The organism is Streptomyces sp. NPDC058145 (assembly GCF_042884245.1).
Taxonomy (GTDB): domain Bacteria; phylum Actinomycetota; class Actinomycetes; order Streptomycetales; family Streptomycetaceae; genus Streptomyces.
Genome location: NZ_JBHVUH010000003.1, coordinates 14,121 through 29,952 on the forward strand (window position 1 = coordinate 14,121; position 15,832 = coordinate 29,952).

At 73.0% G+C, this 15,832-nt stretch carries 17 protein-coding genes; 8 read left to right on the forward strand and 9 right to left on the reverse strand.

Translation table 11 applies throughout. The features are described 5' to 3' along the window. Nucleotides 1–29: 29 nt before the first annotated feature. Both ACFVVO_RS06880 and ACFVVO_RS06885 read right to left on the reverse strand, forming a co-directional pair. On the reverse strand, nucleotides 30–881 hold the full coding sequence (locus tag ACFVVO_RS06880) for a SigB/SigF/SigG family RNA polymerase sigma factor (protein ID WP_390052391.1): 852 nt from the start codon (nucleotides 879–881) through the stop codon (nucleotides 30–32). Nucleotides 882–1,107: 226 nt separating this feature from the next. Beyond that, nucleotides 1,108–1,542 carry an ATP-binding protein gene (locus tag ACFVVO_RS06885; protein ID WP_390052393.1) on the reverse strand — a complete coding sequence of 145 codons (435 nt, stop codon included), beginning with the start codon at nucleotides 1,540–1,542 and terminating at the stop codon, nucleotides 1,108–1,110. A gap of 123 nt (nucleotides 1,543–1,665) precedes the next feature. Between ACFVVO_RS06885 and ACFVVO_RS06890 the strand changes: the two genes are divergently transcribed. Beyond that, entirely contained in the window at nucleotides 1,666–1,908 is a 243-nt protein-coding gene (locus ACFVVO_RS06890; protein WP_390052395.1) for a hypothetical protein, read from the forward strand. 257 nt (nucleotides 1,909–2,165) lie between these two features. Further along, nucleotides 2,166–2,621: a cyclic nucleotide-binding domain-containing protein gene (locus tag ACFVVO_RS06895; protein ID WP_351673390.1), complete on the forward strand. Its 456-nt coding sequence runs from the start codon at nucleotides 2,166–2,168 to the stop codon at nucleotides 2,619–2,621. Nucleotides 2,622–2,665: 44 nt separating this feature from the next. On the opposite strand, the gene ACFVVO_RS06900 is transcribed toward ACFVVO_RS06895, so the two are convergent. Together ACFVVO_RS06900 and ACFVVO_RS06905 are read right to left on the reverse strand one after the other, a co-directional pair. Further along, nucleotides 2,666–3,997: an MFS transporter gene (locus ACFVVO_RS06900; RefSeq protein ID WP_390052397.1), complete on the reverse strand. Its 1,332-nt coding sequence runs from the start codon at nucleotides 3,995–3,997 to the stop codon at nucleotides 2,666–2,668. 123 nt (nucleotides 3,998–4,120) lie between these two features. After that, nucleotides 4,121–4,735, reverse strand: a complete 615-nt coding sequence (locus tag ACFVVO_RS06905; RefSeq protein ID WP_390052399.1) for a LysE/ArgO family amino acid transporter — start codon at nucleotides 4,733–4,735, stop codon at nucleotides 4,121–4,123. Nucleotides 4,736–4,801: 66 nt separating this feature from the next. Between ACFVVO_RS06905 and ACFVVO_RS06910 the strand changes: the two genes are divergently transcribed. After that, a complete protein-coding gene (locus tag ACFVVO_RS06910) occupies nucleotides 4,802–5,686 on the forward strand; it encodes a LysR family transcriptional regulator ArgP (protein WP_390052400.1) in 885 nt (294 codons plus the stop codon). A 30-nt stretch (nucleotides 5,687–5,716) separates the two neighbouring features. Here ACFVVO_RS06910 and ACFVVO_RS06915 read toward each other — a convergent pair whose 3' ends face one another. Continuing rightward, nucleotides 5,717–6,424, reverse strand: a complete 708-nt coding sequence (locus ACFVVO_RS06915) for a TetR/AcrR family transcriptional regulator (RefSeq protein WP_390052402.1) — start codon at nucleotides 6,422–6,424, stop codon at nucleotides 5,717–5,719. 158 nt (nucleotides 6,425–6,582) lie between these two features. On the opposite strand from ACFVVO_RS06915, the gene ACFVVO_RS06920 reads away from it, so the two are divergent. Both ACFVVO_RS06920 and ACFVVO_RS06925 read left to right on the forward strand, forming a co-directional pair. Further along, on the forward strand, nucleotides 6,583–7,803 hold the full coding sequence (locus ACFVVO_RS06920; RefSeq protein WP_390052403.1) for a saccharopine dehydrogenase family protein: 1,221 nt from the start codon (nucleotides 6,583–6,585) through the stop codon (nucleotides 7,801–7,803). 124 nt (nucleotides 7,804–7,927) lie between these two features. Continuing rightward, nucleotides 7,928–8,179 (forward strand): WhiB family transcriptional regulator, encoded by a 252-nt coding sequence (locus tag ACFVVO_RS06925; protein ID WP_390052405.1) that lies wholly within the window; start codon nucleotides 7,928–7,930, stop codon nucleotides 8,177–8,179. 196 nt (nucleotides 8,180–8,375) lie between these two features. Here ACFVVO_RS06925 and ACFVVO_RS06930 read toward each other — a convergent pair whose 3' ends face one another. Beyond that, a complete protein-coding gene (locus ACFVVO_RS06930; RefSeq protein ID WP_390052407.1) occupies nucleotides 8,376–9,803 on the reverse strand; it encodes a M1 family metallopeptidase in 1,428 nt (475 codons plus the stop codon). A gap of 169 nt (nucleotides 9,804–9,972) precedes the next feature. Between ACFVVO_RS06930 and ACFVVO_RS06935 the strand changes: the two genes are divergently transcribed. Further along, complete coding sequence (locus ACFVVO_RS06935; protein WP_390052409.1) at nucleotides 9,973–10,323, forward strand: DUF488 domain-containing protein; 351 nt, start codon at nucleotides 9,973–9,975, stop codon at nucleotides 10,321–10,323. A gap of 32 nt (nucleotides 10,324–10,355) precedes the next feature. Here the strand turns inward: ACFVVO_RS06935 and ACFVVO_RS06940 are convergent, their stop codons facing one another. Beyond that, the gene (locus tag ACFVVO_RS06940) at nucleotides 10,356–12,029 is read right to left on the reverse strand and encodes an FAD-binding dehydrogenase (protein WP_390053346.1); all 1,674 of its coding nucleotides are present in this window, start codon (nucleotides 12,027–12,029) and stop codon (nucleotides 10,356–10,358) included. A 35-nt stretch (nucleotides 12,030–12,064) separates the two neighbouring features. Further along, a complete protein-coding gene (locus ACFVVO_RS06945; protein ID WP_390052411.1) occupies nucleotides 12,065–12,694 on the reverse strand; it encodes a TetR/AcrR family transcriptional regulator in 630 nt (209 codons plus the stop codon). A 129-nt stretch (nucleotides 12,695–12,823) separates the two neighbouring features. Between ACFVVO_RS06945 and ACFVVO_RS06950 the strand changes: the two genes are divergently transcribed. Together ACFVVO_RS06950 and ACFVVO_RS06955 are read left to right on the forward strand one after the other, a co-directional pair. After that, entirely contained in the window at nucleotides 12,824–13,453 is a 630-nt protein-coding gene (locus ACFVVO_RS06950) for an alpha-ketoglutarate-dependent dioxygenase AlkB (protein WP_390052413.1), read from the forward strand. Between the two features lie 88 nt (nucleotides 13,454–13,541). Then, nucleotides 13,542–14,777 carry a DUF4032 domain-containing protein gene (locus tag ACFVVO_RS06955; RefSeq protein ID WP_390052415.1) on the forward strand — a complete coding sequence of 412 codons (1,236 nt, stop codon included), beginning with the start codon at nucleotides 13,542–13,544 and terminating at the stop codon, nucleotides 14,775–14,777. 1 nt (nucleotide 14,778) lies between these two features. On the opposite strand, the gene ACFVVO_RS06960 is transcribed toward ACFVVO_RS06955, so the two are convergent. After that, entirely contained in the window at nucleotides 14,779–15,645 is an 867-nt protein-coding gene (locus ACFVVO_RS06960; RefSeq protein ID WP_390052417.1) for a universal stress protein, read from the reverse strand. Nucleotides 15,646–15,832 lie beyond the last annotated feature (187 nt).

Here is a 15,832-nt window from a genome sequence, read left to right on the forward strand (position 1 = left end):
TCGGCGCGGGCCCGGTCCGGGCCGGGTGGTCACCGGGACTTCCGGCTGCCCTGGCGCTGCCCCAGCACCTCGTCGCGCACCCGGGCGCAGCTGCGGCTGATGAGCCGGGAGACGTGCATCTGGGAGATGCCGAGCCGGTCGGCGATCCGGCTCTGCGTCATGTCCTCGAAGAAGCGCATGTAGAGGATGGCCCGCTCCCGTTCGGGCAGCCTGCGCAGGCCCTCCTTGGCGGCCTCGCGGTCCACGACGACGTCGTACGCGCCGTCCGCCGCGCCGAGCGTGTCGGCGAGGCTGTAGCCGTCGTCGCCGCTGGACAGCTCGGCGTCCAGCGAGAGGGTGCTGAAGCTCTCCAGCGCCTCCATGCCCGCGGCGACCTCCTCCTCGGTGAGGCCGGTGTGGGCCGCGATGGCGGCGGCGGTGGGCTCGGGGCTGCCGGGCATCTGGGTGAGTTCACGGCGGGCCACCCGGACCCGGTTGCGCAGCTCCTGGACGCGGCGGGGCACCCGCAGGGCCCACATCCGGTCCCGGAAGTGCCGCTTGACCTCGCCGGTGATGGTCGGCACGGCGTAGCTCTCGAAGGCACCTCGGGACGGGTCGAACCGGTCGATGGCCTTGACCAGCCCGAGCGCGGCCACCTGCCGCAGGTCCTCCACGGACTCGCCGCGGTCACGGAAGCGACCGGCTATCCGGTGGGCCATGGGCAGCCAGGCGGTCACCAGCTCGTCGCGCACGGTCTCCCGCTCGGGCCCGTCCTCCAGCTCCGCCAGCCGGGCGAAGAGGTCCGCGGTGACGGGGGCGTCGTCATGGGTCCGCCGCCCGGACGCGGAGGTCGAGGTGGCGGCGGTGGTGCCGGAAGAGCTTGTCGACTCGTCGGTCAGCATGCGGAATCGCTCCTGAACGTGGTTTCCGGGCATGGGACGTAACCGCGGTTCCGTCCTGGCCCGAACGGTGCTGTCAGGGTTCGCCGTGGGATGGGAGCACAGCCCTCCGGAGGGGGCCTGCGGCGTCTCGTCCCGCCGGGCGCGCGCCTCCGGTCCGAAGCACGAGGTTCCGTCTGCCCCTGCGCATGCGCGGCAAACGCCGCTAACGGAACTTCTCCTACCGTTCTCAACTCAGCGGCACGACGGCGGTGATCCGCTTGCCTCCGCGGGGCAGCCCGGCCACGCTGACGTCACGGGCCAGCAGGCACACGATGGGCCAGCCGCGGCCTCCGGGCCGGTTGCGGCTCCGCTCGTCCACCGGTGCCTCGACCACCGGTATCTCGTCGCTGCGGTCGCTGACCGACACGCTCACCCCGCCGCCGTCGACGTCGACGGCGAATCCGGTGATGCCCCCGCCGTGCAGGATGGCGTTGGTGGTGAGTTCCGAGGTGACCAGCAGGACATCGTCCAGCGCGTCGTCGTCGCAGCGGATGGCGCTACTGCGGCAGCGCTCGGCCACCACTTGCCGGACGGTTCTGCGGGCGTCCGCCGGCCGGCCCGGCAGTGACCGGCACGGCTCCCGCAGTCCCGCCGGGGAGTCGGTCCTGTGCGTCTCGCGCATCCCTTCCCTCCCTTGGTGCTGCCCGGATCACCGGGTCTCTCGTTTCGCCTGACCCTTCCCGTCGCCCTCAAACACCGTCGGCGCCCTTGTCATCACCGGGCGTTGGGCGGGTAGGGGGGCCGTATGACGGATGTCGTGGACGCGGACGAACTGCTGCGGCGGATCAGGCGGGGCAAGGACTGGGCGGCCGAGCAGGAGCGGGCCTGGCTTGAGCAGGCACAGAGCCTGACGGCGACCGATCCGGAGGGGGCGCGGGAGGCGTCCGTCCGGGCCGGGGCGTACGAGGCGGTGCTGCGCGTGCTGGAGGAGATCGTCGACCCGGGCGCATCACCGGCGGAACGGACCGGGGTGAGACAGGTCACCTGACCCGCTCCCGATTGGGTGAATGACCGCAAGATGGTTTATCGTTCATACATACGTGGTGACGGGGTCGACGGGAACCGTCCTCCATCACCACCGCATACGGCCCTGGCTGGTCTCCCCCGTCCAGCCAGGGCTTTTTCATGCCCGGAAGCACGTCGCCGGGGCATGCGCCGTTCCTTCGAGGTGCCCGGGACGGCGGCAGCGGCTGAAATGGGCTTGGGGAACACACCCCGACCGCTGCCGGCGAGGAGTCCCGCGCCATGACCAAAGCGATAAAACTGCTGACCGCCCTGCCGCAGGCGCAACGTGAGCGGCTGATGGAGCTGGCCAAGGAGGTCTCCTTCCCGGAGGACTCCCGGATCTTCGAGCCGGGCGGCACCGCCGACCGCTTCTGGGTGATCCGCTCGGGCGCGGTCCATCTGGACCAGCAGGTCACGTCCCGGCAGCGGGTCACCGTGGCCACGCTGGGCGCGGGTGACATGCTCGGCTGGTCCTGGCTGTTCCCGCCGTACCAGTGGGACTTCGGCGCGGTGGCCTTCAGCAACGTACGGGCCTACGAGTTCGACGGGCCGTCGGTGCTCGCCCTGAGCGTGGAGGACCCGCTGCTCGGGCTGTCACTGGTGCGGACGGTCGCCGAGATCCTCGCGCACCGGCTGGAGACCACCCGGGGCAAGCTGATGGACCAGTACGCGGTCCGCCGGCGCGGGCCGCTCTGAGCCGACCGGGACGGCCCCCGGCGGCCGCCCCGTGGCCCGTCGCGTCAGATCCGGTAGCGGCGCAGGCCCGGTACCGCGGCGGCCAGCGCCAGCATCACCACGACGACCAGCGCGCCGCCGCCCGCCACCGCGGCCCTGGGGCCGAACACCGAGCCGACGGTGCCGTGCAGGACGTCGGCCAGGCGCGGGCCGCCCGCGACCACCACGGTGAACACGCCCTGCATCCGGCCGCGCATGTCGTCGGTGGCGGCGGACAGCAGGATAGCCCCGCGGAACACCATGGAGACCATGTCGGCGAGCCCTGCGGCGGCGAGGAAGGCGAAGGCCACCCAGAGGTTGCCGCTCAGCCCGAACCCCGCGATGGCCACGCCCCAGCCGACGACCGCGCCGATGACCATCCAGCCGTGCCGCCGCGCCCGCGAGAAGACGCCGGAGAACAGTCCGCCGAGCACCGCGCCGACCGGGATTCCGGCGAACAGCACGCCGAGCGCCAGACCCGCGCCCCAGGGGGCGTAGGTCTCCGCGGCGAGCTGCGGGAACAGGGCGCGGGGCATGCCGAGAACCATGGCCACGATGTCGGCGAGGAAGGACAGCAGCAGCACCTTGTGCCCGGAGATGTACCGGAAGCCGGCCGCGATCTCGCGCACTCCGGCCCGCCGGGTGGGCCGTTCGCCGAGCGGCGGCAGCGCGGGCAGCCGGAACACCGCCCACACGGTGACGCACAGGGCCAGCGCGTCGATCAGGTACAGCTCGGGCAGCCCGATGACCGGGATCAGCACACCGGCCAGCAGCGGTCCCACGACCAGGCCGGTCTGCATCACGGTCGAGCCGAGCGCGTTCGCCGCGGGCAGTTCCCCGATCGGCACCAGGCGGGCGATGGAGGCGTTGCGGGCCGGGGAGTTGAGGCCGAAGAACGCCTGCTGCAGGGCGAGCAGCAGCATGAGCACGACGACGGAGTCCAGGCCCGTGACGGCCTGCGCCCAGAACAGCACCGAGGTCACGGCGATCCCGGTGTTGGTGACCAGCAGCAACTTGCGCCGGTCCACCGTGTCGGCGACCGCCCCGCCCCACAGCGCGAACACCACCATGGGCACCAGCCCGGCGAGGCCGGCGTAGCCGACCCAGGCCGAGGAGTGGGTGATGTCGTAGATCTGCTTGGGCACGGCGACGGCGGTCAGCTGGCTGCCGACGGCGGTGACGATGGTCGACGACCACAGGCGCCGGAAGGCCGGGATGCGCAGCGGCCGGGTGTCCATCGCCCAGCGGCGCCAGCCGAGCCGGGGCGGGGCCGGCGCGGCCGGGGCGCCGACACCGGTGGTTCCGTGTCCGGTTTCGGTGGGATGCGGTTCGGTGCCGCTGCTCTCGCTCGTGTCCACGGGGTTCCTGGTCGCTCGTCAGAGGTTGCTCGATACATCTTTCGATTCGAGGCCCACTATCGCAGGAACTCCTGAGGCTGCCCGCCCACATCTTCCGCCACTGTCCGCAGGTGTCGGGGACGCTCAGGCGTCGAGGAGCAGGACGGCGCCGAGCGCCAGCATGGTGACCGCGACCAGGCCGTCCAGGACCCGCCAGGCGGTGGGCCGGGCGAGGAGCCGGCCGAGCAGCCGGGCGCCGAAGCCGAGGGCGGCGAACCAGCAGAGGCTGGCCAGGGCCGCGCCGAGGCCGAAGGTCCAGCGCAGCGGGCCGCGGTCGGCGGCGAGGGAGCCGAGCAGGCACACGGTGTCCAGGTAGACGTGCGGGTTGAGCCAGGTCATCGCCAGGCAGGTGAGCACCGCCCGTCGCCGCGAGCCCACAGCCTCGCCCTCCGTCCGCAGTCCGTCGCCGGGCCGGAGGACGCGACGGGCGGCGAGGGCCCCGTAGCACAGCAGGAACGCGCCGCCCACGAGCCCGACCGCCCGCACCGCGCCCGGCCAGGCCACCACGACCGCGCCGACGCCGCCGACGCCCAGCGCGATGAGCAGCGCGTCGGACAGGGCGCAGATGCCGACCACCGCGAGTACGGCGTCCCGGCGCACCCCCTGTCGCAGGACGAAGGCGTTCTGGGCACCGATGGCGACGATCAGGGAGAGCCCGGTGCCGAATCCGGCGGCCGCGGCGGTCAGGGCGTGGTTCATGTCCTCGACGCTAGAGAGGCGATCACCGCACGTACAGCTAAAGATTTTTACGTAGCATTAGCGATTGTGATGACGGAGCTTCCCCTGGAGCAGGTCCGGACGCTGCTCGCCGTGGTGGACGAGGGCACGTTCGACGCGGCGGCCACGGCCCTGCATCTGACGCCGTCGGCGGTCAGTCAGCGGGTCAAGGCGCTGGAGCAGCGCACCGGCCGGGTGCTGCTCCAGCGCACCAAGCCGGTGCGGCCGACGGAGTCCGGGGCGGTGCTGGTGCGGTTCGCCCGGCAACTGGCGCGGCTGGAGCGGGACGCGCGCGGCGAGCTGGGGCTGAGCGGTGCCGGGGAGCCGACGCGGGTGTCGGTCGCGGTGAACGCCGACTCGCTGGCGACCTGGTTCCTCGGGGCGCTCACCCGGGTGCCCGGGCTCTGCTTCGAGCTGCACCGGGAGGACGAGGCCCATACGGCGGCGCTGCTGCGCGAGGGGCTGGTGATGGCGGCGGTGACCTCCTCACCCGACCCGGTGCCGGGCTGCTCGGTACGTGCGCTGGGCCGGATGCGCTATCTGCCGGCCGCCACGCCGGAGTTCGCCGGGCGATATCTGGACGGCCCCCTGCCGGATCGGCTGCCCGAGGCGCCCGTCGTGGTCTTCGACCGCAAGGACGACTTCCAGGACGGGTTCGTCAGACGGCTGGGCCGCGGGGCCGCGAGTTCGCTGCGGCACCATGTACCCACCTCCGAGGGCTTCGCCGACGCGGTCGCCGCGGGGCTGGGCTGGGGCATGCTCCCGGAGGCCCAGGCCGGTCCGCTGCTGGCCGCGGGCCGCCTCGTCCTGCTGGCGCCGGACCAAAGCGTGGACCTCCCCCTGTACTGGCAGCAGTGGAAGCTCGACTCCCCCGCCCTGGCGGCACTGGCCGAGGCGGTGACTCGGACGGCGGCCCGGGCGCTGCGCCGGTGATCCGGACGGACCGCGGGGCGGGCAGGCCCCTCAGGGCTGCTGGGCGCCGAGCCGTCCGGCCGCGCTGTCCAGCAGCATCTCCAGGGCCGTCGGATAGGCGCTGGTGACCATGCGCCGGGCCAGCAGCGGGGCCGCCTCGGCGATGCGGGGGTGGGTGGCGCGGGGCAGGCGGGCGTAGGTGGAGTGCCACTTGTCCTCGTCGGCGCGCTGGGAGGCACTGGGCAGGGCGAGTGACGCGGAGTCCAGGGCGGCGAAGGCCAGGGTCTGGTCGATGAAGGCGTGGTAGACGCGGACCGTCTCCGGCAGGGAGAACCCGGCCGAACGCAGGACGTCCAGCACGGCCTCGTCGGCGGCCAGCTCATGGGTGCGGCCGGTGACCCGGTTGGCGGTGAGCAGCGCCGCCTGCGGGTGCGCGACGTACACGCCGTGGATGCGCAGCCCGATCGTCCGCAGGTCCGCACGCCACCGTCCGGTCGGCTCCCAGCCGGCCAGCGCCTCACCGATGAGCGCGTCGCCGATGGCCAGGGTCAGTTCGTCCATGCCCCGGAAGTACCGGTACAACGTGCTGGGATCGCAGTCCAGGGCGAGACCGAGTCGGCGGGCGGTGAGACCGGTGCTGCCGTGCTCGCGCAGCAGCCGGAGCGCGGTCGCGACGATCAGTTCCTCGGACAGCACGGTGCCGCCGCGGGTCGGACGGCGCCGGCGGCGCCTCTCCTCGGGCACGACGGGCTTGGGCACGATGATCCTTCCTGTGTCGGCCCGGTTCGACCGGCTTATGCCAACGCCATTGACCTTACGCCACCGTCCGGCGTTGGATTCCGGGCAAGGCGCGCCTGCCCCGATGTTCCGTTTCCGTTCGTGACCGTTCCGTTCGTGTCAGGCAGGGAGTTTCCGTCATGCGTGTACTGCTCGTGGGAGCCGGTGGGGTCGGCACCGCCATCACCCGGATCGCGGCCCGGCGTCCGTTCCTCGACCTGATGGTGGTCGCCGACTACGACCCCGCGCGGGCCGAGGCGGCCGTCGCGGCCCTCGGTGAGGCCGGGGCCCGGTTCCGGGCCGAACAGGTGGACGCGGGCGACGAGTCCGCGGTCGCCGCGCTGCTCTCCCGGCACGGCTGCGACGTGCTGCTCAACGCCACCGACCCGCGGTTCGTCATGCCCCTGTTCCGGGCGGCGCGCGCGGCCGGCGCGACCTATGTCGACATGGCGATGTCGCTGTCCCGGCCGCACCCCGAGCGGCCGTACGAGGAGTGCGGGGTCAAGCTGGGCGACGAGCAGTTCGCGCTGGCCGGTCAGTGGGAGAAGGCGGGCGCGCTCGCCCTGGTCGGCATGGGGGTGGAGCCCGGTCTGTCGGACGTGTTCGCCCGCTACGCGGCCGACGAACTCTTCGACACCGTCGAGGAGATCGGCGTCCGCGACGGCGCCGATCTCACCGTGGACGGCTACGACTTCGCGCCCTCCTTCAGCATCTGGACCACCATCGAGGAGTGCCTGAACCCGCCGGTCGTCTACGAGACCGGACGGGGCTGGTTCACCACCGCCCCGTTCAGCGAGCCCGAGGTGTTCGACTTCCCCGAGGGGATCGGGCCGGTGGAGTGCGTGAACGTGGAGCACGAGGAGGTGCTGCTGATGCCGCGCTGGGTCGGCGCGGACCGCGTCACCTTCAAGTACGGGCTGGGCCAGGAGTTCGTCGAGACGCTGAAGACCCTGCACCGCCTGGGACTTGACCGCACCGAACCGGTGACCGTGCCGGGCCCTGACGGGCCGGTCGCGGTCTCACCGCGGGACGTGGTCGCCGCGTGTCTGCCGGACCCGGCGACGCTGGGTGAGCGGATGCGCGGCAAGACCTGCGCGGGCACCTGGGTGCGCGGCACGAAGGACGGGGCGCCGCGCGAGGTGTACCTGTATCACGTGGTCGACAACCAGTGGTCCATGGCGGAGTACGGGTGTCAGGCGGTGGTGTGGCAGACGGCGGTCAATCCGGTCGTCGCCCTCGAACTCCTCGCCACCGGTGCCTGGTCGGGCACGGGCGTCCTGGGCCCGGAGGCCTTCCCCGCCGGGCCGTTCCTCGACCTGCTGACCGCGTACGGCTCCCCGTGGGGCATGCGCGAGCAGTGACCGGGACGCGGTCCGCGCCGCACGATCCCTCGCCGGCTCCTTGTTTCATGCCGTCCTGACCGGTCACCCGAAATGGAAGCACGCATTCGACTGGCACGGACGACTTCGACCCGAGGAGACTTCGATGGACAACTGGCGCGAACATGCCGCGTGCCGTCACGAGGACCCCGACCTCTTCTTCCCCATCGGCACCACCGGGCCTTCGCAGGTGCAGGCACAGCAGGCCAAGGCCGTGTGCGGGCCCTGCCCGGTACGGGAACAGTGCCTGGACTGGGCCCTGGACACGGGTCAGAGCATCGGCGTCTGGGGCGGTACGACCGAGGTGGAGCGCCGCGCGCTCAGGCGCCGCTCCCGTTCCCGCCAACGCTCCGGCTGAACCGGGCGCCGGAAACGGGCCGGACGCCGCGGCGGCGGCCGCGGCGAGGCCGGCCTCGGCGGCCGGTGCCGCATGAGAAGGGCCCCCGGTTCCCGGGGGCCCTTCTCATGCGGCAGGTGCGCCTGGTCGTACGGTCAGTGCGCCACCTCCGCTTGCGCTCGCCCGCCGGGGCGGGCCTGCCCCGGCGGTCCGACCGTCAAGACCGGCTCGGCTTGCCCCGCTCGTACAGCCAGGTGTGGAACAGGCCGTCCAGGTTCTTGCCGGACAACCGCTCGGCGAGCCCGGTGAACTGGGCCGTCGTGCCGTGCCCGGCCCGGTGTCCGGCCGCCCAGGCGCGCAGGATCCGGAAGAAGTCCCGGTCGCCGACGGCCCGGCGCAGCTCGTGCAGGGTCATCGCGCCACGGGCGTAGACGGGGGTGTCGAAGATGTTCTCCCCGCTGCCCGGATCGCCGGGCGGGAAGGCCCACAGACGGTCGCTCGCGGGGCGGGCGTAGAGGGCGTCGAACGCCTTCTGCGCGCTGTCGCCGCCGTGCTGTTCCGCGTAGAGCCACTCGGCGTAGGTCGCGAAGCCCTCGTTGAGCCAGATGTCCTTCCAGGCGGTCAGCGAGACCGAGTCGCCGAACCACTGGTGGGCGTTCTCGTGGACCAGGGTGCTCACGTCGGGCGCCGAGTCGTAGAGGGGCCGGCTCTGGGTCTCCAGCGCGTAGCCGACGTCGGGCGCGTGGTCGACGACCGATCCGGCGGCCCGGAACGGGTACGGCCCGAACAGCTTGCTCTCCCACTCCAGCACGGAGGGAAGCTTCTTCAGCACGGGCGCCGCCGCGCGCGCCTCCCGCGGGTCGACGGCGTTGTACACCTGGACGCCGTCGCGGGTCGTGTACCGCTCGACCTGGAACTTCCCGACGGTGGCGGTGGCCAGGTAGGCGGCCATGGGCTCGGCCTGGTGCCAGCGGAAGGTGGTGCGGCCGTGCGCGGTGCGCGTGCCGCGCAGGACGCCGTTGGCCACGGCGGTGCGTCCCTCGGGGACCGTGATCGTGAAGTCGTACGCCGACTTGTCCTTGGGGTGGTTGTTCGCCGGGAACCAGGTCATCGCGCCCTGCGGCTCCCCGGCGACGAACGCCCCGTCGTCGGTGGGGATCCAGCCGTCCGCCGAGCCGTCCGGGTCGGTGACCGGGCCGGGGGTGCCGTGGTAGGAGACAGTGACCCGGAACCTCTGGCCCGCGCGCAGGGTGTGCGGCGGGGTGACGACGAGTTCCTGGCCGTCGCGGCGGAATTCCGCGGGGCGGCCGCCTACGGTGACGCCGGTGACCTTCAGGCCCGAGAGGTCCAGGTCGAAGCGGGTGAGCCGCTGTGTGGCGCGCGCGGTGAGGACGGCCGTGCCGTCCAGGTGCCGGGAGGCGGTGTCGTAACGGAGCGTCAGGTCATAGTGGCCGACGTGGTAGCCGCCGTTGCCGCTGAGCGGGAAGTAGGGGTCGCCCGCGCCGGCGGTGCCGGTCGTGCCGGCCGCCGCGGGGCCTGCGGCCCCGAGCAGCGCCGCCACGGCGACGGGAACGGTGGCGAGGACCGCCTCGCGGCGGAGAACTGCGGTACGTCGGCTGGGGACCTGTCTGCGCGGTGGCGTCACGGGCGCTCCTCCGGGGGGTGGCGAATGATCGTTTCGCCAGAAGAGTAGGCGCGGAGCCGATCCGGTTTCGCTCTCTTTCCGGTCAAGTCACGCCGCGTCGCCGCCCGGTGGGCCGCCTCCGCGGCAGTACGCTCGCAGTACCGTCCGCGACCCGAGAGGGGCCCCGACCGTGAGCGTGCGCGTGCGCCGGATCTACGAACCGCCGGAGGCGGACGACGGGCTGCGGGTCCTGGTGGACCGGCTGTGGCCGCGCGGGGTGTCCAAGGACGAGGCCCAGGTGGACGAGTGGCCGAAGGGGCTCACGCCGTCGAACGAGCTGCGCAAGTGGTTCCACGGCCCGGAGGGCTCCTTCGAGGAGTTCCGCGGCCGCTACGAGGCCGAACTCGCCGCTCCCGAGGCCGCCGAACTCCTCGACGGGCTGCGGAAGCCGGTGCGCGAGGGCCGGGTGACGCTGCTCACGGCGTCCAAGAAACCGGAGCAGAGCCACGCCTCCGTGCTGGTGGAACTGCTGCGCGGCTGAGCGCGGCACCGCGGTTTCGGCCCGGCTCGCCGTCAGCCCGTCTGCTTCGCCGCCGCCCGTCCCGCCGCGCGGCCCGAGAAGAGGCAGCCGCCGAGGAAGGTGCCCTCCAGGGCGTTGTAGCCGTGGACACCGCCGCCGCCGAAGCCCGCCACCTCGCCCGCCGCGTACAGCCCCTCGATGGGGGTGCCGTCGGCGCCGAGGGCCCGGGAGTCGAGGTCGGTCTGGATGCCGCCGAGCGTCTTGCGGGTCAGCACGTGCAGCCGGACGCCGATCAGCGGGCCCGCCTCCGGGTCGAGGACGCGGTGCGGGGAGGCGACCCGGCCGAGCCGGTCACCGATGTAGCGGCGGGCGTTGCGGATGCCCTGGACCTGGGAGTCCTTGCTGTAGGGGTTGGCCATCTGCAGGTCGCGGGCCTCGATCTGCCGGCGCACCTCGGCCGCGTCCAGCAGCGGCTCGGCGGTGAGGGCGTTCATCTTCTCGACCAGTTGCTCCAGGGTGCCCGCGGTGACGAAGTCCGCGCCCTCGTCGAGGAAGGCACGCACCGGGGCCGGGGCGCCCTTGCCCAGCAGCCGGTCGCGCAGCACGGCCTTGCGGTCCTTGGCGGTGATGTCCGGGTTCTGCTCGGAGCCGGAGAGCGCGAACTCCTTCTCGATGATCTTCCGGGTGAGGATGAACCAGGAGTGGTCGTGGCCGGCGATGTCCTCGGTGGTGCGCAGGTACTCGAGCGTGCCGAGGGTGTCGTAGCCGGGCAGGCACGGGTCGGGCAGCCGGCGCCCGAGGGCGTCGAGCCAGATGGAGGACGGGCCCGGCAGGATGCGGATGCCGTGGCCGGGCCAGACGGGGTCCCAGTTCTGCAGGCCCTCGGTGTAGTGCCACATGCGGTCCCGGTTGACCAGGCGCACGCCGGCTTCGGCGCTGATGTCGAGCATCCGGCCGTCGACGTAGGCGGGGACGCCGGTGACCATCTCGGCGGGGGGTGTGCCGAGCCGTTCGGGCCAGTAGCGGCGGACGATGTCGTGGTCGGCGCCGATGCCGCCGCTGGTGACGATCACGGCCCGGGCGGTGAGTTCGAAGTCGCCGGCGCGCTCGCGGCTGGAGGGGGCACCCCGCGGTGAGTCGTCCGCGGCGAGGACGGTGCCTCGCACTCCGCGCGCCGTGCCGTCCTCGATGACCAGCTCGTCGACCCGGTGGCGGTGGTGGAAGGTGAGCAGTCCGTCCCGGGCCGCCTGTCGGGCGTAATCGACGAAGGGTTCGACCACGCCGGTGCCGGTGCCCCAGGCGATGTGGAAGCGGGGCACGGAGTTTCCGTGGCCGCCGGCCCTGAGGTCGCCGCGCTCGGCCCAGCCGACGGTGGGCAGCAGTTCGATGCCGTGCCCCCGCAGCCAGGAGCGCTTCTCACCGGCCGCCCACTCGACGTAGGCGCGGGCCCAGCGCACCGCCCAGGAGTCCTCGTCGGCGAGCCGGTCGAACCGCGCGCTGCCCCGCCAGTCGTTCCAGGCCAGGTCGAGGGAGTCCTTGATGCCGAGCCGGCGCTGCTCGGGCGAGTCGACGAGGAAGAGCCCGCCGAGGGACCAGAACGCCTGGCCGCCGAGGTTGGCGGCGTTCTCCTGGTCGACCAGGGCGACCCTGCGGCCCTGGCGGTTGAGTTCGTGCGCCGCGACCAGGCCGGCGAGGCCCGCTCCGACGACGATGACGTCCGCGTCCATGGCGGCCATGTCGTCCGTGTCCTTCCGTCCGCGACTCATTCGGGAGTGCCGCTGCCGTCGGTCAGCAGGGCGGTGAGCAGTTGCTTCAGCCAGCCGCGGGCGGCGTCGACGTCCTTGTCCAGCAGTAGCTGGGTGGTGACGCCGTCGTAGGCCGCGACCACCGCGCGGGCGGCGCCGTCGGCGTCGCCGAGCACGGCGGGCAGTTCGGTGTGGCCCCGGGCCCGGCCGAGGCGGTCGGCGACGGCCTCGCGCAGCCGGGCACGGTGGTCGAGGAGGACCTGGGCGACGGCCGGGTCACGGGCCGCGTGCACCAGGAAGTCGGTCTTGACGAGCAGCCAGTCCACGTCGAGCAGCAGGACCTCGGTGACCCGGTCCACGGAGGCCGGGACGTCCAGGTCGGGCCGGTCCTGGGCGAGCGCGTCGGCCACCTGGCCGGCGATGAGGTCGGCCCGCTCCCGGTAGAGGGCGAAGAACAGCTCGTCCAGGGTGGCGAAGTTGGAGTAGAAGGCGCCCCGGCTGTAGCCGGCGGCCTCGCAGACCTCCTCGATGGAGACCCGGCCGAACCCCTTGGCGGCGAAGACCGCGAAGGCGGCGTCTAGCAGGTTCGCCCGGGTCCGGGCCCGCCGCCTGGTGACGCGCCGGGCCGTGTCGTCCTCGGCCGTCATGGCGGGACCCCCCTTTCGATACGGCAATGTATCCGATACATCGATGTATCGAAAGGGCTCCGGCAACCCGGTCCGGCGCACGCGCCTTTCAGTGGGAACACATTTTCGATTAAGGAGTAGACTGGGCCCATGGCCACGCACCTCCAGGGCTCCCTGTTCGACCAGACCGACGAGCTGCGGCTCGGCCCGCTCGACGGGCTGCGCCGGACCGAGCTGGGCTCCGGCGCCTGGATCGACGTACTGCCGGGCTGGCTGAGCGGCGCGGACGCCCTGTTCGAAGAGCTGGCGGCCGAGGTCCCCTGGCGGGCGGAGCGCCGGAAGATGTACGACAACGTGGTGGCCGTCCCGCGGCTGCTCGCCTTCTACGCGGCGCACGACCCGCTGCCGCACCCCGTCCTCACCGAGGCGCGGGACGCCCTGTCCGCCCGCTACGCCGAGGAGCTGGGCGAGCCGTTCACCACCGCCGGGCTGTGCTTCTACCGCGACGGCCGGGACAGCGTCGCCTGGCACGGCGACCGGATCGGGCGCGGCGCCCGCCAGGACACGATGGTCGCGATCCTGTCCGTCGGCGCGCCCCGGGATCTTCTGCTGCGTCCCGTGGGAGGCGGCGGCACGGTCGTCCGGCGGCCGCTCGGGCACGGCGACCTCATCGTGATGGGCGGCTCCTGCCAGCGGACCTGGGAGCACTGCGTGCCCAAGACCGCCCACGCGGCGGGTCCGCGGATCAGCGTCCAGTTCCGCCCGCGAGGGGTGCGGTGACGCGTCCGGCGGCCCGCTGCGCGCCGCCGCCGAGCGGGCCCGGGAACGGGAGTCCCGCTGACGGGGGCGGGGCCTTAGGGTTCGTCCCATGGCATTGCAGATCAGCGCCACGAACCCGGAGCACCCCGCGGTCCTGCTCGAACTGCCCTGGGACGTCCCCCTGGAGAAGTGGCCCGAGGAGTACCTCGTACCGCTCCCCCGGGGCATCTCCCGGCACGTCGTGCGCTACGCCCGCGCCGGCGACGAGGTGATCGCCGTCAAGGAGCTGGCCGAACGGCCCGCGCTGCGCGAGTACGGGCTGCTGCGCGACCTCGACCGGCTGGGCATCCCGGCCGTCGACCCGCTCGCCGTGGTCACCGGCCGCACCGACGGCGCCGGCGCCCCGCTGGAACCGGTACTGATCACCCGGCATCTGCGCGGCTCGATGCCGTACCGCTCGATGTTCGAGACCACCATGCGGCCGGCGACCATGCACCGGCTGATGGACGCCCTCGCGGTGCTGCTGGTCCGGCTGCACCTGAGCGGGTTCGCCTGGGGCGACTGCTCGCTGTCCAACACCCTCTTCCGGCGGGACGCGGGCGCCTACGCCGCGTACCTGGTGGACGCCGAGACCGGCGACCTGCACCCCCGGCTCAGCCCCGGGCAGCGGGACTACGATCTCGACCTGGCCCGGGTGAACATCAGCGGCGAGCTGCTGGACCTGGAAGCGTCCGGCGCGCTGCACCCCTCCGTCGACCCCGTCGAGTTCGGGCACGAGATCTGCACCCGCTACGCCGGCCTGTGGCAGGAGCTGACCCGTACCTCGGTGTACCCGGCGGGCAAGTACCACTACATAGAACGCCGGATACGCCGCCTCAACGACCTCGGTTTCGACGTGGCCGAGATGCAGATCGAGCACTCCTCCAACGGCGACACGGTCACCTTCGTGCCCAAGGTCGTCGACGCCGGCCACCACCAGCGGCAGCTGCTGCGGCTGACCGGCCTCGACGCCGAGGAGAACCAGGCGCGGCGGCTGCTCAACGACCTGGAGAGCTGGATGGCCACCCAGGACGACTACGCGCCCGGCGACCCCCTCGCCGCCCGCCCCGAGGTGCTCGCCCACCGCTGGGTGCGGGACGTGTTCCGGCCCACCGTGCGCGCCGTGCCCTTCGAGCTGCGCGGCTCCATGGACCCGGCCGAGATCTACCACGAGCTGCTGGAGCACCGCTGGTACCTGTCGGAACAGGCCCAGCACGACATCGGCCTGGACACCGCCGTCGCCGACTACATCGACAACGTCCTGCCCAAGGCCCGTACCACCCTGGAGCCGACGACACCCGTGTAGGTCACTCGTGCGGGACCACGGCCACCGGGCACTCGGCGTGGTGCAGCACGCCGTGCGCGACCGAGCCGATCCGGGCGCCCACGGCCGTACGGCGGGACCGCCGGCCGACGACCATCAGCTGGGCCCGCCCGGCCATCGACAGCAGCACCTGCCCCGCGCTGCCCATCTCGACGTGCTCGGCGACGGGCACCTGCGGGAAGCGCTCTTGCCACGGGCGCAGCGCGTCGGCCAGGGCCTGCTTCTCGTACGGCTCCAGGCCGCCCGCCTCGTCCAGGAGCTTCAGCGAGCCCGGGCTGTAGGCGAAGACCGGCGGCAGCGTCCAGGCGCGCACCGCCCGCACGGTGGCACCGCGCACGGCCGCCGTCTCGAACGCGAACCGCAGCGCGGCCGCGCTGTCCTGCGGGCCGCCGTGCTGGCCCACCACGACGTCCCGCCCGGCGGCCTCCGCCGCCGCCCGGTCGCCTGCCCGCACCAGGACCACGGGCCGGGCCGTCTCGGCGATCACCTGCCGGCCCACCGAGCCCAGCAGGAAGCCCATCACCGAGCCGTGCCCGCGGGAGCCCAGCACCAGCAGCTCGGACTGAGCGGCCGCGCCGGTCAGCGCCTCCGCGACGCCGCCCTCGAGCACGTCCACGGCCACCTCGAGCTCCGGGTGTCTGCCGGAGACGGTGCGCACGGCCTCCCGCACCCCTTCCGACACCCAGCCGTGCTGGGTGTCCCGGTCGGCCGTGGGGAGCGCCTCGGCGTAGCGCCAGGCGTGCACCACGCGCAGCGGCAGCCCCCGGCGCACGGCCTCCCTGGCCGCCCAGTCCAGCGCGGCCAGGCTCTCCTCCGTACCGTCCACCCCTGCCGTGATCGGGCGTGTCATGCCTCGGGCCTCCTCGTCGTCCGCGTCCGCGGGGCCAGTCTCCCCCACGTGCCGATCAGTCCGTGCTGATCATGCCCTTCCCCTACCCGCGAAGGGGGCGATCAAGGAGTGGTCCACGGGCTCGGGCCGTCCTTGCCGTATACCGGAGCGAAGCCGGGCGATCGAACATACGATGGGCGGGAATCGG